General features: G+C 58.7%; 27 protein-coding genes. 13 read left to right on the top strand and 14 right to left on the bottom strand.

Annotation, left to right across the window (positions count from 1 at the left end):
* Positions 1–39: 39 nt before the first annotated feature.
* From flhB to fliE, 9 genes are all read right to left on the bottom strand, one after another.
* Entirely contained in the window at positions 40–1209 is a 1170-nt protein-coding gene (flhB, locus tag KQP88_RS25005; protein WP_216704496.1) for a flagellar biosynthesis protein FlhB, read from the bottom strand.
* A 100-nt stretch (positions 1210–1309) separates the two neighbouring features.
* Positions 1310–2212, bottom strand: coding sequence for a flagellar motor protein MotB (gene motB, locus KQP88_RS25000; protein ID WP_216704495.1), 903 nt, complete (start codon positions 2210–2212; stop codon positions 1310–1312).
* Positions 2213–2217: 5 nt separating this feature from the next.
* The gene (gene motA, locus KQP88_RS24995; protein WP_216704494.1) at positions 2218–3111 is read right to left on the bottom strand and encodes a flagellar motor stator protein MotA; all 894 of its coding nucleotides are present in this window, start codon (positions 3109–3111) and stop codon (positions 2218–2220) included.
* Positions 3112–3251: 140 nt separating this feature from the next.
* Positions 3252–3818, bottom strand: coding sequence for a flagellar transcriptional regulator FlhC (flhC, locus tag KQP88_RS24990; RefSeq protein ID WP_216704493.1), 567 nt, complete (start codon positions 3816–3818; stop codon positions 3252–3254).
* A 3-nt stretch (positions 3819–3821) separates the two neighbouring features.
* The gene (gene flhD, locus KQP88_RS24985) at positions 3822–4157 is read right to left on the bottom strand and encodes a flagellar transcriptional regulator FlhD (RefSeq protein ID WP_216704492.1); all 336 of its coding nucleotides are present in this window, start codon (positions 4155–4157) and stop codon (positions 3822–3824) included.
* Between the two features lie 298 nt (positions 4158–4455).
* Positions 4456–4851, bottom strand: coding sequence for a flagellar protein FliT (locus KQP88_RS24980; RefSeq protein WP_216704491.1), 396 nt, complete (start codon positions 4849–4851; stop codon positions 4456–4458).
* Positions 4852–4853: 2 nt separating this feature from the next.
* Complete coding sequence (gene fliS, locus KQP88_RS24975) at positions 4854–5255, bottom strand: flagellar export chaperone FliS (RefSeq protein ID WP_216704490.1); 402 nt, start codon at positions 5253–5255, stop codon at positions 4854–4856.
* A gap of 24 nt (positions 5256–5279) precedes the next feature.
* The gene (gene fliD, locus KQP88_RS24970) at positions 5280–6683 is read right to left on the bottom strand and encodes a flagellar filament capping protein FliD (RefSeq protein WP_216704489.1); all 1404 of its coding nucleotides are present in this window, start codon (positions 6681–6683) and stop codon (positions 5280–5282) included.
* 128 nt (positions 6684–6811) lie between these two features.
* Complete coding sequence (gene fliE / locus KQP88_RS24965; RefSeq protein ID WP_216704488.1) at positions 6812–7132, bottom strand: flagellar hook-basal body complex protein FliE; 321 nt, start codon at positions 7130–7132, stop codon at positions 6812–6814.
* Between the two features lie 262 nt (positions 7133–7394).
* Here fliE and fliF point away from each other — a divergent pair, with 262 nt between their 5' ends.
* The 13 genes from fliF (at position 7395) to fliR (ending at position 18465) form a co-directional block, all read left to right on the top strand.
* A complete protein-coding gene (fliF, locus tag KQP88_RS24960) occupies positions 7395–9128 on the top strand; it encodes a flagellar basal-body MS-ring/collar protein FliF (RefSeq protein ID WP_216704487.1) in 1734 nt (577 codons plus the stop codon).
* Positions 9121–10119, top strand: coding sequence for a flagellar motor switch protein FliG (gene fliG / locus KQP88_RS24955; protein WP_216704486.1), 999 nt, complete (start codon positions 9121–9123; stop codon positions 10117–10119). The genes fliF and fliG overlap by 8 nt, the downstream gene beginning before the upstream one ends.
* Positions 10112–10834, top strand: a complete 723-nt coding sequence (locus KQP88_RS24950) for a flagellar assembly protein FliH (RefSeq protein WP_216704485.1) — start codon at positions 10112–10114, stop codon at positions 10832–10834. The genes fliG and KQP88_RS24950 overlap by 8 nt, the downstream gene beginning before the upstream one ends.
* Positions 10831–12222 carry a flagellar protein export ATPase FliI gene (gene fliI, locus KQP88_RS24945; protein WP_260413822.1) on the top strand — a complete coding sequence of 464 codons (1392 nt, stop codon included), beginning with the start codon at positions 10831–10833 and terminating at the stop codon, positions 12220–12222. The genes KQP88_RS24950 and fliI overlap by 4 nt, the downstream gene beginning before the upstream one ends.
* Before the next feature lie 18 nt (positions 12223–12240).
* On the top strand, positions 12241–12711 hold the full coding sequence (fliJ, locus tag KQP88_RS24940) for a flagellar export protein FliJ (RefSeq protein WP_216704484.1): 471 nt from the start codon (positions 12241–12243) through the stop codon (positions 12709–12711).
* Positions 12712–12719: 8 nt separating this feature from the next.
* Positions 12720–14087, top strand: coding sequence for a flagellar hook-length control protein FliK (locus tag KQP88_RS24935; protein ID WP_216704483.1), 1368 nt, complete (start codon positions 12720–12722; stop codon positions 14085–14087).
* A 122-nt stretch (positions 14088–14209) separates the two neighbouring features.
* On the top strand, positions 14210–14683 hold the full coding sequence (fliL, locus tag KQP88_RS24930) for a flagellar basal body-associated protein FliL (RefSeq protein ID WP_216704482.1): 474 nt from the start codon (positions 14210–14212) through the stop codon (positions 14681–14683).
* A 3-nt stretch (positions 14684–14686) separates the two neighbouring features.
* On the top strand, positions 14687–15739 hold the full coding sequence (fliM, locus tag KQP88_RS24925) for a flagellar motor switch protein FliM (protein WP_216704481.1): 1053 nt from the start codon (positions 14687–14689) through the stop codon (positions 15737–15739).
* Entirely contained in the window at positions 15732–16208 is a 477-nt protein-coding gene (gene fliN, locus KQP88_RS24920) for a flagellar motor switch protein FliN (RefSeq protein ID WP_253950530.1), read from the top strand. The genes fliM and fliN overlap by 8 nt, the downstream gene beginning before the upstream one ends.
* Entirely contained in the window at positions 16205–16627 is a 423-nt protein-coding gene (gene fliO / locus KQP88_RS24915; protein ID WP_253950529.1) for a flagellar biosynthetic protein FliO, read from the top strand. Before fliN ends, fliO begins: the two co-directional genes overlap by 4 nt.
* A gap of 59 nt (positions 16628–16686) precedes the next feature.
* Complete coding sequence (gene fliP / locus KQP88_RS24910) at positions 16687–17385, top strand: flagellar type III secretion system pore protein FliP (protein WP_216706041.1); 699 nt, start codon at positions 16687–16689, stop codon at positions 17383–17385.
* Between the two features lie 16 nt (positions 17386–17401).
* Entirely contained in the window at positions 17402–17671 is a 270-nt protein-coding gene (gene fliQ, locus KQP88_RS24905) for a flagellar biosynthesis protein FliQ (protein WP_216704480.1), read from the top strand.
* A gap of 5 nt (positions 17672–17676) precedes the next feature.
* Positions 17677–18465, top strand: a complete 789-nt coding sequence (gene fliR / locus KQP88_RS24900) for a flagellar biosynthetic protein FliR (RefSeq protein ID WP_216704479.1) — start codon at positions 17677–17679, stop codon at positions 18463–18465.
* 127 nt (positions 18466–18592) lie between these two features.
* On the opposite strand, the gene flgL is transcribed toward fliR, so the two are convergent.
* From flgL to KQP88_RS24875, 5 genes are all read right to left on the bottom strand, one after another.
* Positions 18593–19789 (bottom strand): flagellar hook-associated protein FlgL, encoded by a 1197-nt coding sequence (gene flgL / locus KQP88_RS24895; RefSeq protein ID WP_216704478.1) that lies wholly within the window; start codon positions 19787–19789, stop codon positions 18593–18595.
* A 26-nt stretch (positions 19790–19815) separates the two neighbouring features.
* Positions 19816–21426: a flagellar hook-associated protein FlgK gene (gene flgK / locus KQP88_RS24890; protein ID WP_216704477.1), complete on the bottom strand. Its 1611-nt coding sequence runs from the start codon at positions 21424–21426 to the stop codon at positions 19816–19818.
* Positions 21427–21704: 278 nt separating this feature from the next.
* Positions 21705–22670, bottom strand: a complete 966-nt coding sequence (gene flgJ, locus KQP88_RS24885) for a flagellar assembly peptidoglycan hydrolase FlgJ (RefSeq protein WP_216704476.1) — start codon at positions 22668–22670, stop codon at positions 21705–21707.
* Positions 22670–23815, bottom strand: a complete 1146-nt coding sequence (locus KQP88_RS24880; RefSeq protein WP_216704475.1) for a flagellar basal body P-ring protein FlgI — start codon at positions 23813–23815, stop codon at positions 22670–22672. Before KQP88_RS24880 ends, flgJ begins: the two co-directional genes overlap by 1 nt.
* A gap of 11 nt (positions 23816–23826) precedes the next feature.
* Positions 23827–24507: a flagellar basal body L-ring protein FlgH gene (locus KQP88_RS24875; RefSeq protein WP_216704474.1), complete on the bottom strand. Its 681-nt coding sequence runs from the start codon at positions 24505–24507 to the stop codon at positions 23827–23829.
* Positions 24508–24518: the final 11 nt, after the last annotated feature.

Below are 24518 nucleotides of genomic sequence, written 5' to 3'. Positions count from 1 at the left end.
CCAGCCAGGACTCAGGGCCGAGGAAATCAGTCATGCCTTTCATTGGTTCTGCTCATCCTCAGGTTTTGCATTGCGCGGGCCACGCTGATCCATGCCCGCAGGCACTTTCAGGTTCACGGGAGTCGGTGGGATATCGCCGCCATACTCGTTGACGCGCTTGAGGCGGATGGCCCACGCCAGCACTTCAGCGACAACGGTGTACAGTTCGGCAGGAATTTCACGGTCAAGATCGACATGGAAATACAGCGCACGGGCCAGGGGCGGCGCTTCTAGCATGGGAAGGTTGTGTTCCATGCCTATTTCACGAATGCGCAGGGCCACATCGTCGGCCCCTTTGGCGACCACTTTCGGAGCGCCGGTCTGATTGCGTTGGTAAGACAGCGCCACCGCAAAATGGCTGGGGTTGGTAATGATGACGTCTGCCTTGGGCACCTTGCTCATCATTCGGCGTCGGGCACGCGATTGTTGAATATGGCGAATCCGGGCCTTGATATGCGGGTCGCCATCGGAGTTCTTGTGCTCCTGACGCAGATCGTCCTTGGACATGCGCAAGTTCTTGGCATAGGTCCATAGCTGGTAGGGGACGTCCATGCCGACCACGATAATCAGCACGGCCACGCACATTACGCAGGCCTTGGCGGTCAGGGCCATGACGACCGCGAGAGCCTGTGTGGCTGGCATCTGTGGCAAGGACAGAAGCTGGTCGATATGGGCCTTGAGAAAGAAATAGGTCACCAGCCCGATCAGTGTGGCCTTGGCGACGGCTTTTGCCAGCTCGGCCAGAACCTGTACGGAAAACAGGCGTGCCAGCCCGCTGACAGGGTTGATTCTCGAAAACTGGGGGCGTGCGGCAGCCAGGGTAATGACCAGCCCGCCCAGCAATGCAGGCGCGCCAAGGGCGGCCATGACCATCAACGCGAAGAAAGGCACCAGAGCGAAAAGCGCCGTCTGACTCAAAGACCAGAGTGCGCTGAGCATGCGTGCCGTGTCGAACAGTTGAGTGCGGTCGAACAGCAGCGCCTGTTCCATGACTTGCCCGAGGTTGTCGTACAGCTTGCCGCCCATGATCCACAACCCGCCGATACCGGCCAGCAACATGATGAACGTGTTCATTTCGCGAGAACGAACGACCTGTCCCTGCTCACGGGCCTTCTCTATTCGTCGCGGCGTCGCCGCTTCGGTCTTGTCCTCTTTGCTGGTCTCAGCCATGGCTCTCCAGGCGCCTGCGGCGACCCGCGCATGTCAAAGGTCGGTATTGTGCGCAGCGGCAGAGAGGGCTGATCGGGGAAACACGGCTAACAAACGAGCGCTAATGTGGCGTTTGTTCTGCCGGCTTGCCTGGGGATGTATCAGGGAGTGAGGGTGGGGCTTCTTCGGAGGTTCCGTATTCGTCCCTGGACAGGATTCTCTCTGCGACGCGACTGTCCAGAACGATGATCTCGATACGCCGGTTCGCGGCGTCATAGGGACCTGCGTTGTGGTAAGGAATCCGGTCGGACATCCCCGAGACGCGCAGCAGTTTGTCCGACTCCAGACCTCCGGCGACCAGCTCCTGACGAGAGGCCTTGGCGCGGTCGGCGGATAAATCCCAGTTGCTGTAGCCCGCTTCGCCGCCGGAATACGGATGGCTGTCGGTATGCCCGCTGATCTGAATACGATTGGGTAACTCATTGAGGACCGGCCCGAACGTGCGCAGCAGTTTTCGCAGATAAGGCGCGACATTGGCGCTGCCCAGCTCGAACATCGGACGCTTGTCGGTATCGAGCAATTGCACGCGCAAACCTTCCGGGCTCAGCTCTATGGCGATCTGTTGTTTGAGCTCGCGCAGTTGCGGGTCACGCTCTACTGCACTTTCCAGGCGCCGCTTGAGGGATTCCAGATGACGGCGCTCTTCGCTGGACAGGCGCTTGGGGCGCTGTTCCATTCGCGCCCGCTCGCCTTCCGTGAAACGCTGGTCCGGGCCACCGCCGGGAATCGCGCTGGTACTTGCCGAATTGCGATCACCCTTGCTCATGGCGACCAGCAACGGAGTGCTGAAGTATTCGGCAACCGCGTCCTTGTCCTTTTTGCTGGCGTTGGACAGCACCCACAGCACAAGAAACAGCGCCATGAGCGCGGTCATGAAGTCTGCGAAGGCAATTTTCCAGGCTCCGCCGTGATGTCCATGAGCGGCCTTTTTCTTGCGGCGAATGATGATCTGTTGATCGCTCATGTCTGTCAGGCCCCGGTCTGGGCAGACTTGTTGGTTGAGGCACTGCTACCGCCGCTGCGCACATGGTTTTCCAACTCCAGCGCGCTGGGCCTTTCACCGACATGCAGGGCCTTGCGCCCGAACTCCACCGCCAGTTGTGGCGGCATCCCTTGCAGGTTGGCCACCAGCGTGACGCGGATACAGTGCAGCATCTTGGTACACTCGGCGGCCTGACGTTCTATGCGGCAAGCCAGCGGTGCAACGACGCCATAGGCCAGGTAAATACCCAGAAAGGTGCCGACCAGTGCGTGAGCAATCATCTGGCCCATTTCTTCCGGGCCGACACCTGCTGCGCTCAGGGCTTTGACCACACCCATGACTGCCGCTACGATGCCGAAGGCTGGCAAGCCATCGCTGACCTTGTACAAGGCATCGGAAGGCAGAGCGGCTTCATGCTCGAACTCTTCGATCTCGTGCATCATCAACTCGTCGAGTTCATGGGGCTGCATCGAGCTGCTGATCAACAGGCGCAGGTAGTCGGTGATGAAGTTGATGATCAGCGGGTCGTTTGAGAGTTGTGGGAACTGATTGAAGTCCGGGCTTTGCTGCGGGTCGTCCACATCGCGCTCCAGCGCCATCATGCCTTCGCGGCGTGCCTTGCTCAGCAGGTTGTACATCATGGTCATCAGCGCCATGTACAACGCCTTGTCGTACTTGGTGCTGCGTTTGAAGCGCGAGATTGCCTTGAGAGTGGCCTTGATGGCCTTGCCGTTATTCGCCGCGATGAACGCCCCGATACCGGCTCCGCCAATCATCAGCAGTTCGGTCGGTTGATACAGAGGGCCAAGACTGCCACCTGACAGAACGAAGCCACCGAACACCGACAAGAGTACAACGGTAAGTCCTAATGCGATGAGCACGGGTCGTTCCTTAAATTCAAGAAATAGGTGACCTGCTGGATATCGGCAGAAGTCTGTAAAACTTGAATTTTTTGTTTGGAAAAACCTTTTCGCGAATGAATTGGCTCCCAGGCTGTAGGAGCGAATTCATTCGCGAAAGCTCAAAGGCGTTTAAGTACGGCAGGCAAGGCGTGGAGGGACTGGGCGTCGATCTCTCGGCGCTTGAGGGTCTTGCCGGCACGTGATGGCGGCTGGCAGATGCCGCAGACGTAGTTCTGCGCAGGTGCATGGGAGTGGGCGACGAACTCGCCGCGGCAGCATGAGCAGCGAATCAGCTCAAGCATGTCACTTTCAAAGAAGCGCACGAGTGTCCAGGCGCGAGTAAGCCCGAGCACCAGCTCGCCCTCCTGGCCAACCTGCTCCAGATACAGGCGATAGGCTTTGACGAAGGCATCGATCCGGTGTCCGCTGATCTCCATCATGCTGCGGTAGATGCCGTAGAACAGGGACGAGTGGATATTCGGCAGCCAGGTCACGAACCAGTCGGTCGAGAAGGGCAGCATGCCTTTTGGCGGGGAAACGCCGCGAACTTCCTTGTACAGCCGGATCAGTCGGCCCCGACTGAGCGAGGTTTCCGTTTCCAGCACCTGCAGTCGTGCACCCAGCTCGATCAGCTCGATTGCCAACTGCACTTGTTGCATTTCGGTGACCAGGCTTTTCTCTTGCATGGGTCAGCCTTCCCCGATGCGTATATCGCCCGAGCGCTCTGCGGAAGCCATCAGCAGGGCTGAATGAATTTCCACCATTCCCAGTTCGCGTGAGTTGCCCAATACCCTGGACAGGCGTTCTGTTTCTTCAAAGACGGGGCGGCAAATCAGTTGATTGACGCGCGCCAGCTGAGTCATTTGCTTACTACTTAATTTGATCAACAAGTCCGCCATCTTTTCGCTTAGTTTCAGGCGAAAAATGGCAACTTCACGATCCTTGCGCAGCAGGTTTTGAGCCAGAAGCAGATACGAGAGATTCAAGTCCTGAATATCTTCAAGCCCGGTGTTGGTATTTGGCAACTTTCTATCCTCCCATGGACACTACGGTTCGGACACACCCAAGGGGTATGGCCGCCAGCAGACAGGTGCCGAACTTCGACAAAAACAAGTTTTTGTGCTCTTTCCCATGCGGGAAAAAGTCGTGTCGTTATCAGGTTATTCACACGCTTGGCCTTCCACTTGCAGGCCGTGAATACCATTTTTAATTTTTTCTAAAGTATAAAGCTGAGCGTACGATAACAGATTGAGCCGGACTATTAGTTGACCGTTTTAAAAGCTTTTCGCACGTGTTAGATCTTTTCAGGCTAATGTTTCACACTTAGGTGCAGTCTGTAGGCATATCTTGTTTTTTCTGATACAAATGAAGGCTAATTGGTATCACGTTGTTGCCGGGTATCTGATAAGCCTGGTTCAAGTCGCTCTTGCGGCGATTGACTTTCATGAGTTGACCTAAATCATCCTGTCGGGCTCGCAAGAACTGATTGACCTGAAAGTCCAGCTCGATAATCTGGCTCATTAGTTCAAGTTTCTGTGCCTGGCCAGCGTCGTCAAGTGGTGTCTCATTTTCGAACCGACGAAGATACGCTGCATCTATAAGGCCTTGAGACTTAAGGGTAAATATGCCATCCCAGTCAGAGTTTTCAGCACACTCGAGAATGCGTCTTGATTGTTCTAATAGTTTTTTATAGGCATCGATTACTTGGGCTTGCATCATGTCTATCGCTCTTGTTCGATGGGCGAACCAATGGCGGACCAGGCGGCGGCGACATTACTCAGTAAGTCGGCGGCCGTTGTAAGGGCTGTTTCATCATTATTGAGATTGGCCCGAAGTAGCAGACGAACGACATAGTCGTAGAGGGCATCAAGCTGCACGGCAATTTCACCTCCTTGTTCATGGTCCAGTGAGGCGCGCAGCCCCTTGCTGACAATGTTTATTGCCTTGGTAATCGCATTGCCTTTTTCGGCAATATTGCCGGCCTGCATATGGAGCCGTGCGACGCGTATCGACGCCTGATAGCTGTCGAACAGCATCACAATCCTTTGGTGAGGAGAGGCAGACAAAATACCGCTCTCCACGCCAACTCTGGCGTAAGCATTCGCGCCGCGAATGGAACTCATCAGGTTTACTCCGAATTAGAGCCGTCAATCATCGCTGTTCAGCGCATCGAACTGGGTCGTCAGATAATCGGCGGTAGAGTTCAGCTCCGATATCAAGGTATCGAGCTGGGTGAATTCTTCTGTCCAGCGGGCCATTTCGGAGTCGATGAGGGCCTGCTTTTCTTCATAGCGATCCGCAAGCTCTTCCAGCTTGGTTTCCAGGCTTTCGGTCTTGGCGACGATCAAGCCGCTGTCTTCATCCAGGTAGTTGTCCAGATCGGCGGACATCTGTTCGATAAAGCCAGTGGTGTCATCGGTGCCGATAAAAAACTGCGCGACGGCATCGACATCGTCTTCAAGCGCCTCGGTCAGCGCGTCTTCGTCAATCGTCAGGGTGCCATCGACTTCCAGGGAAATGCCCAGTTGAGACAGATAACTGTAAGTGCCGCTTCCAACAGCGCTATAGAGGTCTGCGCTCAGTTCGCTGCTGATCCGGCGGGTGGTCGAGTCTCCCAGCAGTTCGCCCGCTGTATCCGTGTCTGCATCATAAGAGGTCAGCGTATCCACGACCGAGACGTACGAGTTGTAGGCATCGACAAAGGCGGTGATGGCTTCCAGGATCGCGTCTGTGTCCTGAGCGATGGTCAGTGTTTGCGAGGTGCTGGTGGCGGTCAGACTCAGGGTGACGCCTTGCAGTGCATCTTCGACGGTATTGCTCTGGCTGCTGATGGAGATGCCGTTGATCGTCAGTTCTGCGTCCAGGGCTTCGACGGTTTCGGTCATGTTGCCCGTCGTGCCGTCGTAGCCGAACAGGCTCGATGCGGTGTCAGAGCTGTCCGTGCTGGTGTAGGTGACGGTCATTTCCGATTCGGTGCCGGTGCTGTCCGAGGTCAGCACCAGCCGATACGGGGTGTCGCTGCCGTCATTGACGATTGAGGCTGTGACCCCGGCGTCGGAGGCGTTGATGGCATCGCGAATGCCTTCCAGTGTGTTGTTGCTGCTGTCGAGCGTGATAGAAACGGCGTCTTGCGAACCTACCTGAATGGTCAGCGTGCCGGTGCCCAGGGCCGTGGTTTTGCTTTCGATGCCATCGGTGGTGAGACTTTGCGATTGCGCCAGTTGCGTCACCACCAGCGTGTAGGTCCCGGCTTCGGCTTCACTGGTGGTTGCCGCCGTTACGCCGGTGCCGGACAGGGTCGTGGTCAAGGATTCATAGAGGCTTTCATCGGCCAGCGCCTCGACCGCTGTCTGCAGGGAGGTCAGGGCGCTGCTCAGAGAGTCATAAGCCGTGATCTCTGCTTCGACCGACTCTTCCTGCGCGGTGATCGGGTCCAGCAGGCTGACGGTTTTCGACTCTTCCAGACTTTCCAGAATGCTGTCCAGGTCCAGGCCGGAGCCAACGCCCAGGGAAGTGATCGTCGCCGTAGAAGTAGTGGTTGTCGTTGCCATGTGCGTATCCGTCCTGGTCTGTGGGCTGGCCTTGCCGGGCAAGGGGCCGTTTCACACTCAAAGGGGTGCGTTTGAACGCAACATCGGCAACCGCGAATACGGTCTTTAGGGCTTGCCTCGAGTTTTCGTCAAACCTGCATGGCCATCACGTCCTTGTAGGCCGTCAGCAGGCGATTGCGTACCTGCACGCCCATCTGGAAGGCAACGCTGGCTTTCTGTGAGTCAGCCATCACATCGCTGAGAGACACGGCTTCACTGCCTGCCTGAAAGGCATTCGACTGACTGCTGGCGGTTGTCTGCAACTGATTGATGCGGTGCAGCGAGGCCTGCAATTCCCCTGCAAATCCACTGGCCGACCCGGTATTGAAGCTTTGAGGGCTTACTCCTTCGGCTTGCTGAGCGAGGATCGTCAGTTGCTGCAATGCATTATCAAGAGCGGAAGGAGTCATGGCGCAAGGCTCGTGTATAGCGATGAGGGCAGCAGATTACCAAGCCTGATGCCTCTCACATTCGGTCAATTGACCACAAAACTACTGGCTTTTCCGGCCTTTAGGTTCGGGCATTTTCGCGAGAATGAAGCCCTGCCAGATGCCTTGAGTCGTTGCTGTGCCCGTGGGCTTTGCAATGATTCGAGACGCCTGATCGACTACTACCGCTACCGGACTCTGCAATGTCTTTCGTACAGGCCCCATCCTCGCTATCGAGGTGTTCGTGAGTACCGCAGCCCCGGCCAAAGGCGCTCAGAAACTCATTCCGACCAGTGCTTCGGCCAGGCCGATGGAAGCGTTGTTGACCCTTTTTCGGAGTCAGCCTCTGCTTCCGATGCTTTTGGCGGGGGCAGCAGTCATTGCGGTTCTGGTCGCTTTACTGCTGTGGGCGCGACAACCGGAATATCGGGTGCTTTTCTCCGGCCTCAGCGAAGCCGATGGCGGGCAAATAATCGGGGAGCTGGAAAAGCGAAATATCCCTTATCGCCTGAGTGAGGGCGGCAACACCATCATGGTGCCCAGCGACAAGATGAACGCGCTGCGCCTGCAACTGGCCGAGCAAGGCCTGCCCAAAGGCGGCAGTGTCGGTTTCGAGTTGCTGGACAAGCAGGCGTTCGGTGTCAGTCAGTTCGCCGAACACCTGAACTATCAGCGCGGCCTGGAAGGCGAACTGTCGCGGACCATCGAATCCCTTGGGCCGGTTTCCAAGGCTCGTGTGCATCTGGTCATGGCTAAACAGTCGGTTTTTGTTCGCGACCGCGAAGCAGCGCGAGCATCGGTGGTTCTGACCTTGCAGCCGGGACGCGAGCTGGGGCAAAGCCAGTCCAACGCGATTGTGCATCTGGTGTCTTCCAGCGTGCCCGAGCTGAGCGTCGATGCGGTCACCATCGTCGATCAGAACGGACGTCTGCTGACCCAGACCAATGGCGGCAACAATGGTCTGGATGGCTCGCAGCTCACTTATGTCCGTGAGGTCGAGCGCTCTTATCAGCGCCGTATCGAAGATATCCTGACGCCATTGCTTGGCAATCAGAATGTTCATGCGCAAGTGGTTGCCCAGATCGACTTCTCCGCTCGCGAGAGCACGGCTGAACGTTATGCGCCCAATCAGGACACCAACGAGGCCGCCGTGCGCAGCAAACAGGTGTCCGAGCAGGCCCAGCAGGGCGATGAAGCCGGTGGCGTGCCGGGCGCATTGACCAACAGCCCGCCCAATACTCCGGCACCGACCAGGGCCAATGCACCCACGCCTGCTGCCAATGCCAACGCAAATGCCGCAGCGACCGCAGCCCCTGCGCAAGCCAGGCCAAAGACGCTGCAAAGCGAGCGGATGATCAACTACGAAGTCGATCGCAACGTCGAACACGTCAAGCAGAGCCAGGGCAACATTCAGCGCCTGACCTCGGCTGTGGTGGTCAACTATCGCACCGTACTCAAGGACGGCGTGGCGACGCCTGAGCCGCTGAGCAAGGAAGAACTGGAGAACATCAATAATCTGGTACGCCAGGCCATGGGCTTCAGCGAAAGCCGTGGCGATGCGCTGCAAGTCATCAACAGCCCGTTCGTTGTGTCAGACACAGTCGCTGCCGAGCAACCATGGTGGAAAACGCCCGAGGCTTACAACCTGCTGATGAGCGCCTTGCGCTATCTGCTGGTGGCTTTCGCCGCGCTGAGCTTGTGGCTGCTGGTGCTCAGGCCCATGCAACGCCGCAATGCCGCGCAGAATCGCATGGTCATGCAGGAGGAAAGCGGCGAGCCGGGTACTTCGCTCGTTGCCACGGCCATGGGCTCTATGGGCACGGCGGTCATGGTTTCAGGTCAGGATGGCGCGCCACATGCCTTGCCGCGCAAGTCGGCGCTGTATGAACAGAACCTGCTGAGCCTGCAACAGATCGCCGTTGAAGACCCGCGGCTGGTAGCGATGATCGTGCGCGGGTGGATGAAGAAAAATGACTAACAAGATGAACGGGTCGCGTCGCAGCGCCATCCTGCTGCTGTCGCTGGATGCCGACAGTGCAGCTGAAGTCTTCAAGTACCTGCCCAGCACCGATGTCGAAACCATCAGTATGGAAATGGCGCGTCTGAGCCAGGTGTCCCATGAAGAAATGCGTCAGGTCCTTGAAGAGTTCATGGACGAGACGGACCAGTATGCGGCCATCAATATCCAGACCAGCGACCACATTCGTGCGGTATTGACCAAGGCGCTGGGCAGCGAGCGTGCTGCCAGCCTGATCGACGATATTCTGGAAAGCACCAACACCGGCTCTGGCATCGACAAGCTGAACCTGATGGAAGCGTCGATGGTTGCCGAGATGATCCGCGATGAACATCCACAGATCATCGCCACCATTCTGGTGCATCTGGAGCGCCATCAGGCTTCGGATATTCTCCAGTTGCTCCCGGATCGGCTGCGCAACGACATCGTGCTGCGCATTGCGACGTTCAGTGGCGTGCAGCCGGTGGCCTTGCAGGAACTGACGGAAGTGCTGGGCACCATGCTGGACGGCCAGAGCCTCAAGCGCAGCAAGATGGGCGGCGTAAGAACAGCGGCGGAAATCCTCAACCTGATGAATTCCGCTCAGGAAGAGCTGGCCATCGATACCGTTCGCCAGCACAGCGAAGACCTGGCGCAAAAGATCCTCGACGAGATGTTCCTGTTCGAAAACCTCATCGAAGTGGACGACCGTGGCATCCAGATGATTCTCCAGCAAGTCGAAGACAACTCGCTGGCCATTGCCCTCAAAGGTGCGCCACCTGCCTTGCTCGAACGCTTCCTCAACAATATGTCGCAACGTGCTTCGCAGTTGTTCCGCGAAGACATGGAAGCACGCGGACCTATCCGGATGTCGCAGGTCGAGGCCGAGCAGAAGGCAATTCTGCAGATTGTCCGGCGCCTGTCCGACAGCGGCGAGATTGTGACCTCACGCGGTAATGACGCTTATGTCTGATCACTCTCCGGCTTCTGACCGCGATCGCTGGCAAACCTGGCAGATGGAGGCGCTGGGCAGCAACGAGCTGCCTGTGCATGACCCGGATATGAGCCGTCGGGAGAAACTGCGCAAGCAGGCCTTTCAGCACAAGCTGGAAATGCAGGTCCTGCGCGAGAAAACGATCAGCGAAGCGCATCAGGTCGGTCATGCCCAGGGTGTAGAACAGGGTTATGCACAGGGTTTGAGCGAGGGGCGGCAGGCGGCGGCCGTGGAATTGCAACAACAAGTCTTGCAAACCCTGCAACCGTTGCTGGAGTTGTGCCAGAACTTCGATCAGGCACTCAAGCAGATGGATGCCCACATCGCCCGACAACTGACGCGCATTGCGCTCGACACCGCACGACAACTGGCAGGCGAAGCCTTGACCGCACAGCCGGAGCAGGTGATTTCAATTGTTCAGAAAATGCTCAACAGCAATCCCGAACTCACGGGCAAGCCGCGTCTTTGGCTGAACCCGGATGATTTGCAACTGGTCCAGGGCTGCCTTGCCGAACAGATCGAAGCGGCGGGCTGGGTCTTGCACGCTGACACGACGATCCTGCCCGGTGGCTGCCGTGTCGTCAGTGCCAGTGGTGAACTGGATGCCACGCGCCAGTCACGTTGGGAAATGCTGAGCCGCACGACCGATCGTAACCTTGATGACGCCGTGTCGATTCTCGGCGACCAGCCATGAACACAGGCAACCGCCATGTCGATCGCTGGAGCGGGGTACTGGATGCGTTCCAGAGTGAACAGTTGCGAGTTGCCGACTACATGCGCAGCGGGCGGATTACCCGTGCCACGGGCATGGTGCTGGAAGCGGTCGGTTTGCGTCTGCCGCTGGGCGGAGCCTGCCGTATCGAACTGGCTGCCCGGCACCAGAGCGGTTCGAAGCCCGATCATGCCGAGGCCGAAGTGGTCGGTTTTGCGGGAGATGTTCTGTATCTGATGCCGCTGGAAGAAATCCACGGCCTGCAACCTGGCGCGAGAGTATTTGCCTCGGGTGATTTTCTTGACGATACGACCGGTGCCCGATATTTCCCGCTGGGCATGTCGCTTCTGGGTCGGGTCCTGGACAGCAGCGGGCAGCCTCTGGATGGAAGAGGCCCTTTGCTCGGAGCCCATCACGCCAGCCTGCACACCCAGCCGCTCAACCCGTTGAAACGTGCGCCGATCGATCGTCAGATCGATGTCGGCATTCGTGCAATCAATGCCTTGCTGTGTGTCGGACGTGGTCAGCGCCTGGGCCTGTTTGCCGGTTCCGGTGTCGGCAAGTCGGTACTGCTCGGCATGATGGCTCGTTATACACAGGCCGACGTCATTGTGGTCGGGCTGATCGGTGAGCGGGGCCGCGAGGTGCAGGACTTCATCGATAACATTCTGGGTGAAGAAGGGCTGCGCCGTTCGGTGGTGGTGGCTGCGCCGGCGGATACATCGCCGCTCAAGCGTCTGCAGGGCGCGGTTTACGCGACCCGGCTGGCCGAAGATTTTCGCGACCAGGGCAAGGACGTCTTGCTGATTATGGATTCCTTGACCCGCTATGCCATGGCCCAGCGCGAAATCGCTCTGGCCGTGGGTGAGCCGCCCGCGACCAAGGGCTATCCGCCGTCAGTGTTCGCCAAGCTGCCGAAACTCGTCGAGCGCACCGGCAACGGGCCGCCCGGCGGTGGCTCGATCACCGCGTTCTATACGGTGCTCAGCGAAGGTGACGATCAGCAGGACCCGATTGCCGATTCGGCCCGGGCGATTCTGGACGGACATATCGTGCTGTCGCGGCATCTGGCCGAAAGCGGACATTACCCGGCCATCGATATCGAAGCCTCGATCAGCCGGGCGATGACCGCCATTGTCAGCGAGTCGCAACAGCGCAAGGCCCAGCAGCTCAAGCAGTCGTTGTCACGTTATCAGCGCAATCGCGACCTGATCAGCGTCGGTGCCTATGCGCCGGGCCATGACCCGCAACTTGACCGTGCCGTGGCGCTGTATCCCCATCTCGAACGCTTTTTGCAACAGCGCATCAACGACCGCGCGAGCGTGGAAGAAACCGTACACGGGCTCAACCTGTTGTTCCCCGGCAAATGACCTGGCGAGTAACCCCGGATGGCTAACGAATCCCTCGAACTGCTTATGGAACTGACCAGCAAGGCGCGGGATACCGCTGCACGGGCATTGGCCGAGAGCCGCCGCACCGAGCAGCAGATCGTCAATCAGTTGCACACCCTGGACCAGTATCACCAGGAATATCGGCAGAACCTGCAACAGGAGTTGCACAAGGACGGGATGAGCCCTTCGACGCTCACCAACTACCGTGGCTTTCTCAACTCGCTGGAAGCCGCCGTCGAGCGTGCGCAGAAAAGCCTGGAGCGCCAGCGCAAACAGGTTGCCCAGCATCAAGAGAACTGGATGACGGAGTGGCGCAAGGTCAGCGCCATTGAGGCGCTGCTGAGTCGTCGGGCCACGCAGGAGCGTTTACAGGCCGGGCGTGTCGAGCAACGGCAGACGGATGAAATGGCCAGTCAGTTGCGTCGGCGTTCTGCCAGTTTCTCGTCTTCCATCGATCGCGGCCTTTAAGGGACACCATGGATATCATCGCTTCGCTTACTTCATCGTCCGCTGTATCGACTCAGGCCAGCGTTTCAGGCGCCTCTCAGGACTCGGCTGGCGAATCTTTTTCGCTGGCATTCAGTCAGGCTGATGAAGCGGCTGCCAGCACGGCTTCGGCTGCAACGGCAGCGAACGGCACGCCAACTGAGCCGAAAGCTTCAGTGACTTCGACGAATGTTGCCAAGGCTGAAAGCCCTGTCGATGCTGCAGAGGCCGATGTGGCTGATCCAGTACTGTCTGCGCCAGTGGTCTCTGAGTCCGAGCTGCAAGATCTGCCTGTCGAGCTGCCGCCGGTCGTATCCACGCCCGTTGTGGTGAAGCCTGCCCAGCCGGCAGTTACTGGACAGATCGAAGAGGGGGCGCCGATCACGGACGAAGAGTTCGATCTGGATCTGTATGCCTCGGCAGATGATGCCGTCGAGAGCGCAGATCCCAAGGCCACGCAAAGCGATAGCGACAGTACGCTCAATGACATTCGCCAGCGCATGGACCTGATCCAGAGCGCTGGCCAGCTTGATGTTTCCTCGATGATCGCGGTTGCGGCAGTACCGGTTCAGGCAACGCTCGCCAACCCGAACGCTGCCAGTGATGCGGTGCAGTTACCGGATGATTCTGCTCTTGCGGCAAACACCGGTACGAACCTTTCGGCATCGGCCATGACTGCGGCCGACACCTTGGCTGAGAGGGTCGATCAGGAGATTCAGGTTCAAGAGCCGGTGACTGGGCAAACCCTGGCAGGCGCGGTGCAGGAGCCGGGTGCGCAAAGTGACAGCTCATCCATGGACAGCCAGCCCGACACCCAGGCCGACAGCGATACTTCAAGCAGCTTCAGCCTGACGTCGCTGACCCTGAACAGCACAACGATGAACACTACAGAAAAGGTGGCCGGCAATGGCTCGGCACTATCGGCGGCTATCGGTTCCACTGACTGGCAGGACGGTCTTGGCAAGCAAGTGATCGACATGATCAAGCGCGGCGAGAAACAGGTCGATCTGCACCTGAACCCTGCCGACCTCGGCCCGCTGTCCATCAGCCTTGACCTCAACGACAGCAACAATACGCAGGCGCAGTTCCAGTCGGCTCATGCCTCGGTTCGGGCGGCTGTCGAGCAGGCATTGCCGCAGTTGCGCGAAGCGCTGGCTTCACAGGGCATCACGCTGGGTCAGGCTTCGGTCAGCGATGAGTCATCGCGTCAGGCGTCAGGCCAGCAGGAGCGACGCGATTCCCAGGGCACCAGCACCGACAGCGCCCTTGCAGACAGCACCGATTCTGCACTGGAAGTCGAGGAGGTGCCGCTTCAGAAGATGGTTACGGGCGCTCTGGGTGTGGATCTGTACGTCTGAATAGCAAATCAAAACAGGAAGATACCGCCGTTACTCGGGTCTTATTGACTCATGGCGAGGCCGGGACGGTGTTCATACTTGAACCCTGCCGATAGTTCTCTTTCCTTGCATGGTTCTCGCAAATGGCCACCACCCGCAAAACCCCATGGCTCCTGATTATTTTGCTGGTGCTGTCAGCCGCTGGAGTCAGTGCTGGCGGCATGTATTTCTTCATGAGCAAGGACAAGGCTCATGCCGATGAGCCGGCAACCGTTAAAAGCGCAGAGGAGCCAGCCCATGCTCCGATACTGGTCACCATCGTGCCGATGACGGTGAACATTCAGAACGAACGCAATGAGCAGAGCATGTTGTATGTGGGGTTCGCGCTGGAAGTCGGCAACGACACGACGCAGAAGTTTCTCCTGCAGTACATGCCGCAACTGCGCAGTCGCCTTCTGACATTGCTGGGCGGGCAGGACACCACTCAGTTGGTCAGTGCCAAGGGCAAGGAAACGCTCGCCGCAAACATCCTTGCCACATTCAAACAGCCTCTGGCGCCAAAGCAGCCTGAACTCTCGGTGCTCAATGTCCTGTACACCGACTTTATCGTGCAGTAACCCATGGCCATAGACGATTTACTCTCGCAAGACGAAATCGACATGCTGCTCCGTGGGGGCAGCGATGCTCCGGCGGGTGGTGCCGACAAGTTCAAGGACGCCCGCATTCGTCCTTATGACCCCGCGACTCAGCATCGGGTGATTCAGGAGCGTCTGCACGCGCTGGATATCATCAACGAGCGGTTTGCGCGTTACTTCCGCATGAGTCTGTTCAACCTGATCCGGCGCAGCATCGATATCACGGTCGAGAGTGTGCGCTATCAGAGTTACAGCGACTTCTCCCGGCACATGCCGATGCCGACCAACATCAACCTGCTGGCGATGAAACCGCTGCGCGGCACGGCTCTGGTGGTGTTTCCTCCCAGCGTCGTGTTCATGGTGGTGGATAACCTGTTCGGCGGCGATGGTCGTTTCCTGACCAAATCCGAAGGCCGCGAGTTCACCCATACCGAACAGCGGATCATCAAGCGTCTGCTGGGGCTTTCGGTGGATGCCTATCAGGATGCGTGGAAGTCGGTCTACCCGCTGGAAATCGAATACCTGCGGTCGGAGATGCAGGCCAAGTTCGCCAATATCACCAGTTCGCCCAATGAAATCGTCGTGAATGCGACCTTCCACCTGGAAGTCGGCACCCTGGCCAGCGATTTCAACATCGTCATTCCCTACCTGATGATCGAGCCGATGCGGCAGTTGCTCAACGGCCCGCTGACCGATGTGAACCCCGAAGAGGAGAAGCACTGGAACAAGCGCATGGCGGGCGAGATTACCCATTCAGAGGTGGATCTGATCGCGGACTTCGTCGAGATGGATGCCCGTGTCGGGCAGGTCATGGCGCTCAAGGTCGGTGACGTTCTGCCCATCGAACTCCCCGATATCGTCAATGCGCGCGTCGATGGAGTACCTGTGATGACTTGTGAATATGGCAGCCAGAACGGCATGCGTGCGTTGCTCGTGAAGGAATTGTTCGATCACTCGCTAAGCCCTGCTTCCTCTTCTTCTACCAGCCGTTTCGTCAAGGGGCATGTGCCCACTGCCAAGGAATCCGAGCATGACTGACTCAAACAACATCGAGCCGCAAGAGGCCGACGACTGGGCCAAGGCCATGGCCGAGCAGGGCGTCGAGCCTGAGAGCGATGATCCATGGGCCATGGCCCTTGCCGAACAGAGCGAAGCCGAGGCGGCGGCGACCGAAAGCATCACGCCAGCCAATGTCGGCACTGAAGTCTTCAAGCCGCTGGTGACCCCACAGCCCATGGCTGCACCGCGCGAGTTGGAAATGATCATGGATATTCCGGTCAAGCTCAGCGTAGAGCTGGGCCGCACACGGATCACTATCAAGCAGTTGCTGGAACTGGCCCAAGGGTCAGTGCTGGCACTGGATGGCCTGGCGGGTGAGCCCATGGACATTCTGATCAACAGCTACCTGATCGCTCAGGGCGAGGTTGTAGTGGTGGATGACAAGTACGGCATCCGCATCACGGAAATCATCACGCCTTCCGAACGCGTCCAAAAGCTCAACCGATGAGTGTTGTCAGCCAGACGCCACCCGTTGCCCTCGGCGCACCTTCAGAGAGCCTGATGAGCCTGGCTTTGCTGGGCAAGACAGCACTGGCGCTGGGGCTGGTGGTCGCCTGTGTCTTTGTCTGCGGCTGGGTTCTGCGGCGTATCGGTTCGCGCTCGCTGGTATCGGGGCAAGTCGTGCGCGTCGTCGGCAGTACCAATGTCGGTCAGCGTGAAAAAGTAGTGATCGTCGAAGTGCAGGGCAAGTGGCTGGTGCTGGGTGTGACGGCCCAACAGGTCAGTGCGCTCTCGCAGATGGAAGCACCACCAGCGGCATCTGAAAGTGATGCGGTTGTGATGGGCAACAGTTTTGCCGATCGGCTGGCCAGCGCCTTGAAACGCAACCTGCAGCGTCATCCCGAAAGGCCGGGAGGCAACTCATGAAGCCGTTTCAGCGTGGATTGAAACTGGCCGCTCTGGCGAGTGTGCCTGGCCTTGCGTTCATGGCCAATGCCCAGGCAGAGCCGACCGTTCAGGGGCTGGCCGCTTTTACCGGGCAGGCGGGCGGTCAGCAATGGTCGCTGAGCCTGCAAACCCTGATGCTGCTCAGTGCCATGGCATTCCTGCCAGCGGCGTTGCTGATGATGACCGGCTTCACGCGGATCATCATCGTTCTGGGCCTGTTGCGCACTGCTATCGGCACGACCTCCGCACCGCCGAACCAGGTGCTGCTGGGGATGGCTCTGTTCCTGACCTTTTTCGTCATGTCGCCGACCCTCGATCAGGCTTATCAAAAGGCCTGGGTGCCGTTTTCCAAAGACGAGATATCGGTCGAGCAGTTTCTTGATCAGGCCAGCCAGCCGTTTCGCAAGTTCATGCTGACCCAGACGCGCCAGAGCGATCTGGCCCTGTTTGCGCGCCTGGCCCAGATCGAAGACTTGCAGGGGCCGGAGGATGTGCCCATGCGGGTGTTGCTGCCGGCCTTTGTCACCAGTGAATTGAAGACGGCTTTTCAGGCCGGTTTCACGATCTTCATTCCCTTTCTGATCATCGACCTGGCCGTGGCGAGCGTGCTGATGGCGCTGGGCATGATGATGGTGCCGCCTTCCACTATTTCCCTGCCTTTCAAGCTGATGCTCTTTGTGCTGGTCGATGGCTGGCAACTGTTGCTGGGATCGCTGGCGCAAAGTTTCTACACCTGACGCGAGGACACAAACAATGACGCCGGAAATGGTCATGGATCTGGCTTACAAAGGCATGCGCATGAGCCTGGTGGTCGCGGGGCCGGTGTTGCTTGCGACGCTGTTCATCGGCCTGCTGGTGAGTCTGTTTCAGGCTGCGACCCAGATCAACGAGTCCACGCTGTCGTTCATCCCCAAGATCGTAGGCGTATGCGTCGTGCTGGTCCTTGTCGGCCCGCTGATCATGGAAATGCTGGTTGATTACACCCGAACGTTGTTCAGCAGCTTGCCGACACTGATCGGCTGACGTCAGTGATCGAAGTCAGCTCGGCCCAGTTGCAACTTTGGGTGACCAGTTTCTTCTGGCCGTTCTGCCGGGTATTGGCGTTTCTGATGAGCGACCCGATCCTGGGCCACAAGAACGTGTCGAGTCAGGTGAAAGTCGGCCTGGCGATGCTTCTGAGTTTTCTGCTGGCGCCTAACCTTGCCCCCACACCGGACATTCCCCTCTTTTCATGGGCAGGACTTGGGGTGATTGTCGAGCAGATGCTGATCGGCATGTCGCTGGGCATGGTCATGCGCATTACCCTGGCGGTTGTGGAGATGGCTGGCGAGATTTGCGGCATGCAGATGGGACTGGCCTTCGCCACGTTCTTTTCGGCCGATACCAATACCAACAGCATGGTGCTGTCGCGCTTTCTGAGCATGATCACCATCCTGATGTTCCTGGCGCTGGACGGTCACCTGATGGTGCTTGAGCTGCTGGCCCTGACCTTCAAGACCTTGCCCATCGGCACTGTGCGTTTCGATCCCAATGCGTGGAACCTGATTGCCCGCTACGGCAGCACAATCTTCCTGACTGGCCTTCTGCTGGCGCTCCCCATGGTGGCCACGCTGCTGATCATCAACCTGGCCATGGGCATCCTCAACCGTGTTTCGCCGCAGTTGACCGTATTTTCGGTCGGCTTCCCGGCGACCCTGCTCGTCGGGCTGATACTGCTGATGGTGGTCATGGGGGATCTGGGGCAGTTTCTCAGTCGATTGCTGACCAGCACGCTGCAATTCATGCAGTACCTGATCATCAATATGGCGTTGCCGTAGTTTTCCGCGCTTTTGCAGGGCACTTCACTTTGTGGGACCGGATTCATCCGGGAAGAGGTCGGTACATTCACAGCGTTTTTGTCGCCAGAAATGACGCTTTCCCGGATAAATCCGGTCCCACGGGGCCTCAGATGTATTCGAACAATGACATCTTCTGAATGCTGACGAAGGTCTGCTGAGCGGCTTGCAGGGCAACCTGCAGCGAGGTGTATTCGGTCACCGACTCGGTGTAGTCGGCATCAACCAGACCGGACAGGCGCTCGGCATAACTCAGCGCCAGATCGTCACCGATGGTATCCAGCACTTCTATCTGGTTGAGGCGCGAACCCACCGAGGTCTGCACCGTCAGCACGTTGTCCTGTGCGTTGCTCAATTGACGGCTGGAGGTGGAAAGCGTGTTGCTCAGGGCCGCCTGGTCGGCTTCGGTTTCCACGGGCGTCTGCAGGGCCGTGATCAGGTTTTTCAGGGTGGCGAACAGGTCCGGGTCGGCATCTGTTGCTGCGCTGACGGTAATCGTATCGCCATCTGCTGGCGTGCCCTCCAGAGTCAGGGACAAACCGTTGATCTCAAGTGTTTCGCCGTCGGTGTAGGCGACCGGGTCAGCACCATCGATGCTGTACTGGGCCGTGCCATCTTCTGCTGTGCTGAACGTCAGGGTGAAACCCGTGCCGTAATTGGCATCTGTAGAGTCTGTAATGTCAGGCCCATCGAAAGTCACGGTGCCGGTATTGTCGCCCGCTTCGGCAATGTAGCCCGCCGAGCTGCTGACCGACAGAAAGATGGTCGCCCCGTTATCGCTGCTGGCCATGGTCTGCGTGGAACTGACCTGTTGCGTGACGACGTTGTCGTCGCCCTGATAAGTCATGTTGCCATCGGCATCCACTGCAAATGCCGGGCTTTGGCTCTGATAACCGGAGAACAGGTAGTTGCCATTGCTGTCTGTGGAGTTCGCCAGTGTGACGAGGGTGTCGTAGACGCCCTGCAGCGAGGTGGCGATAGACTCGCGGTCGGCGTCGCTCAAGGTTCCGTTGTTGGCCTGGACGACCAGGGCCATGGCGCTGCTGATGGCATCGTTGATGCTGTCGAGCGTGCTTTCCTCCTGGGAGAGGGATGTCGTGATGGCGCTGCGCGAATCCGCGTATTGCTCGTTGGCAGCAATGGCCTGGCGCACGTTGACGGCTTGGGCGGCAGCCAGCGAATCGTCCGAAGGGGTGACCACTTTGGTGCCGCTGGACACTTCCTGGGCGGCGTCCTGATAGGCGCTTTCCTGCGCGAGCATGGAGCTCAGGCTCTGGTTGTAAATCGTCGCACTGCTGAGGCGCATGGCGTGACTCTCCTTTCAGGCGGTTATCAGTCGATGTCGAGAACGGTGTCGAGAATGGTGGTGCCCACTTCGACGACCTTTGCGCAAGCCTGGTAATACTGTTGATAGAGGATGAGGTTGGCAGCCTCTTCATCCACGTTGACCCCGGATTCCGATTGTTGAAGCGTGGTCAGCTGTTCGGTCAGGCTGGTCTGGGTTTCCAGTTGCCCGGCGATCTTGGTGGCGGTACTGCCTACGTCGCTGACCAGGGCCGAGTAGGTCTGGCTAAGGGTCGAGGTGCCGCCCACGATGTCACTGGTCTGCAGGTCGAGCATGGCCAGCGCGTTGGTGTTATCGCTGCTGCCAGTCGAAGTCCCTGCCGCGATCAGGCTGCCGTCGGTAATCAGGGTGCTGAAGCTGCTGGCGGCGTTGCGGGTCGGCAACACCAGGAAACTGTCGCCATCGGCGGCCGTGCCGCTGATGGTTGCGCTCATGCCGGCAAAGGTCAGGGTGCCGGTATCACTGTCGTAAGTGGAGTCGACACTGGCACCACTGTCGTTGCGCGTCACGGTATAGCCATCGGTGTCGGAATAGCTGACGGTGTAGTCGGTGGCGCTCAACTCGCTCACGTCGTCGCTGAAGGTCACGCTCAGGGTTGCGTCGCCGGTGTTGTCGGTGCTGCCATAGGCGCTCGGGTCGTCGACAGAGAAAAAGGCAGTGCCTGTATCGCCATTGAGGTCGATACCCGACTCCTGCAGGGTGTTGAAGGCTTGGGTCAGCGAGACCGCCAGCAGGCCTAGCTGGTTTTGTGTCTCGGTCAGCGTGGTGTCGCGAAACTCCAGCAACCCGCCCAGCGAGCCACCGCTGATGGTCGAATCATCCAGTGTGGTGGTGTTGCCTGCGGCATCGACGTAACCGATCACTGTCTGGGTCGAGTCGCTGGCAGAGACGGTTGTGGTCAGATCAAAGCTCTGATTGCCGGAAACCAGTGCCAGGCCGTTGCTCAGGGAAATGCTGTAACTGCCGTTGTCCTGGGTTTTCACATCGACATCCACCAGTTCGCTGAGCTGGCTGACGAGCAGGTCCCGCTGATCGAGCAGGTCATTGGAAGTGGTGCCGAGCGCGCTGGACAGGCTGATTTTCTTGTTGAGGTCGGCAATCTGCTCGGTGATGTCGTTGATCTGGGTGACCTGATCGTCGATCTGGTTGTTCACATCGTCCGCCATTTCATCCAGATAGCTGCCCAACTGATTGAATTGAGAGGCCAGGGTTTCGGCGGAGCCAATCACTTCTTCTCGCGCCGAGGTGTCGCTGGCGTCCGAAGTCAGGCTCTGGATCGACGAAAAGAAGCTCTGCATCAGCGTATCGAGGCTGGCATCGCCATCGGCCAGCAGGCTGTCGATCTGATCGATTTCGGTCTGATAGGTCGAAAGGGCGCTTTCGGCGCTGATCGAGTTATTGAGCTGGGTCGTGACGAACTGGTTGTACTGCCGATCGACACTGCTGACTTCCACACCGCTTCCCGAACTGGATTCGGAGAAAGTCGCAACCTGAAGGGTATAGCCATCGGTGTAAGCGTTGGTCGTGTTGTTGCTGCTGGTACTGAGGGCGATCTGTGCGGCAGTCAGACCGCTGACACCAATGGAAATAATGCTCATTGCAAAGCTCCTAAGCTACATAGGCCCACTATCGGCCCCGCGAAAGCGCAACTTTGGTGGTTGGTGAAAAAAACATGGTGATTCGCGAATCGATTTGCCGGTGGGCAGCACCGGGGGACCTGATAAATCTGCCAAGTCACTTTGTGGGAGGCAGCTTGCTGGCGACTTTCGCGTACAGACACGGAATATCTGCCGGTTTTCAGGCCCTTTTCGCCATCAAGCTGCCTCCTGCACGTTTGTTGGTACATCCGGTCCTGCGGGCGAGTCCACGCAGGCAATCAGTCCAGCTGTGCCGTGGGCGGTACATGTCTCAGCGGGCCGATGGTGGCCATGACCGAAATCAGTTTTTGTGCATAGCGCGGGTCGGTGGCGTAGCCGCCCTGTTGCAGGGCGATGGCTGCCTGCGGCGCGTCGGCGGCGTTGCGGGCGGCGGCATAGCCGGGGCGTGAGCGGATCAGGCGGGCATAATCGTTGAACGCCGCGTCATAGGTCGGGTAGACGCGGAAGCTTTCCATCTGTTTCTGCGCTTCGCCTGCTTCATATTCCGTCGTCATGACCTGTGTGGTCGCGCCTTGCCATTGGCTGCCTGCCTTGATCCCGAACAGGTTGTGGCTGTCGGCGCCACTGGCCGTGGTGATCTGGCGTCGGCCCCAATCGGTTTCCAGTGCAGCCTGAGCGAGGATCAGCTCGGCGGGTACGCCACTGCTGCGAGCGGCTTTTTGTGCCGGCTCGCTCAGGCGCGCGATGAATGCCTGCACATGCTCGGGCTGCTCGTTGTTCATGCCACTGACCTCCCGACGCTTCCAGGACTCGAATGCCTGTGTCGGGTAAGCCGTGGCTGCAAAGGGCGACTCTGAACTGTTTGTGCCGGAGGGCGGCAAGTCCAGAAAAAGGGCGGTGGCCGCATCCATGCCGCGTTGAACATCAGGCGAGTGGGGCTTTGCAGAGGAACCGCCCAGTTGCCGGGTCAACTGCTCGGCGAGGCCGATGCCTTTGCCCGCCAGGCTCTGCGCCACCTGCTGATCGAACATGTCGGTATAAAACTCGGTCTGCGAGTTGCTGGACATCTCGGACTTGGGAATCGCGGCCCGCATGCTCTTGAGCATCATCTGCAGGAACAGGGCTTCAAACTGCTTGCTGGCTTCCTTCAGGCTCGACCCGGCATCTTCGCGCGAATGCCGCTTGAGCTGTTCCAGCCCCTGCACATCAAGGGCAAAGCCGGTCGTGCTGTCCGCCATGTTCATCAGATGATCTCCAGCTCTGCCCGCAGTGAACCGGCGGCCTTGAGCGCTTGCAGAATCGCCATCAGGTCCTGGGGTGTCGCGCCCAGAGCATTCAGCCCTTTGACCACGTCCATCAGATCTGCCGTGCCTTCAAGCACATGCAGCGAGCCACCTTGAGCCTCGATGGAAATATTGCTTTTGGGGACCACGGCCGTCTGACCGTTACTGAACGCGCCGGGCTGGCTGACGGTGTTGGTTGTGTCGATGATGACCGAGAGATTGCCGTGGGCCACTGCTGCACGGTGCAGCTTCACGGAGCTGTTGAGGACAATGGAGCCGGTCCGAGAATCAAGGATCACCTTGGGGCGCATCTGGATCGGCAACACGTCGACGCTTTCGATCCGGGCCATGAAGTTGACCCGTTCGTTGGGCGACAACGGCCCCTGAATCTGGATTCTGCCGCCATCCACTGCCGAAGCCACGGTGCTGCGAAATTCGGAGTTGATGGCATAGACCACGCGCTGGGCGGTGGCGAAGTCCGGTTCATGCATATAAAGGTTGAGCAAGCCGCTGTCATTGCTCAGGTTCAGAGGGACCGAGCGCTCGACGATTGCACCTCCACTGATGCGTCCACCGGCAAGCTGGTTGACCTGTACGCTGCTGCCGTTGGCCGAAGCGCCTGCACCGCCCACCATCAGGTTGCCTTGAGCCAGGGCGTAGACCTCGCCGTCTGCACCTTTCATGGGGGTCATCAACAAGGTGCCGCCGCGCAGGCTTTTGGCGTTACCGATGGAGGAAACCACCACGTCGATCTGCTGGCCGGGATGGACGAAGGCGGGCAGGTTGGTGGTGACGATCACAGCGGCGATGTTGCGCATCTGCATGTTGGCGTCGGCAGGCAGGGTGACGCCCAGTTGCGACAGCATGTTGGTAAGACTCTGCTCGGTGAACGGGCTTTGGGTGGTCTGGTCGCCACTGCCATCGAGGCCGACCACCAGGCCGTAGCCCACCAGACTGTTGGGGCGTACCCCGGCAAAGTCGGCGATATCGCGAATCTGTTCTGCCTGGACCATGCCGCCCAGCAGCGCAGTGCCGATGCACAGCAGCGTTCGAGCCCCGGCTCTGGCTGCGCGCAAGAGTGTCGTCATGAATACAGAGTCAGCCATGGTTCCCGTACTCAGAAAGGAGAAAGGTTGAGAAGAATGCGATGGAGCCAACCCATGCGCTGTGCTTCGTTGATATAGCCATCACCGACGTATTCGATCCGGGCCTGGGAAACCTGGGTCGAAGACACGGTGTTTTCCCCCGTGATGCTCCGTGGATTGACCACGCCCGAAAAACGGATGAATTCTGTGCCCTGGTTGATCGCGATCTGTTTGTCGCCGCGCACTCGCAAGTGGCCGTTGGGCATGACCTGCATGACCGTTACGGAAATGGTGCCGGTAAAGGAATTGTTGGCCTGTGAGCCACCTCCACCGCTGAAGTCATTGGTGGTCGAAGCGTCCAGCCCGAAGTCGCCAACCTGAGAGGCGCGGCTTGAGGTGGTCGCCAGGCTCAGACCGATGGAGCCAGTGCGGTTGGCGTTGGACGAGGAGGTCTTGCTGGCGCTGACCTGTTCTTCCAGTTCGATGGTGAGCGTATCGCCCACCATGCGCGGACGACGGTCCTCGAACAAGGGCTGCGACCCACGGCTACCCTGATAGAGCGAACCATTGGCCAGACGGTTCGGCTGGACCGGCACCTGCATTTCTTCTTCGGGCACGACCGGTTTGTGGGGCAACTGATCACAGCCAGTCGTCGCCAGCATGCCTGCGATGACCAGCAACAGAGGCCATGCCGGTGGGCGTTTATGGGCCATTTTGCGTTTCC

It is taken from the genome of Pseudomonas lijiangensis (assembly GCF_018968705.1).
Lineage (GTDB): Bacteria > Pseudomonadota > Gammaproteobacteria > Pseudomonadales > Pseudomonadaceae > Aquipseudomonas > Aquipseudomonas lijiangensis.
Note: the sequence above shows the minus strand (reverse complement) of the source record. Positions and strands in the feature narration are given on the sequence as shown.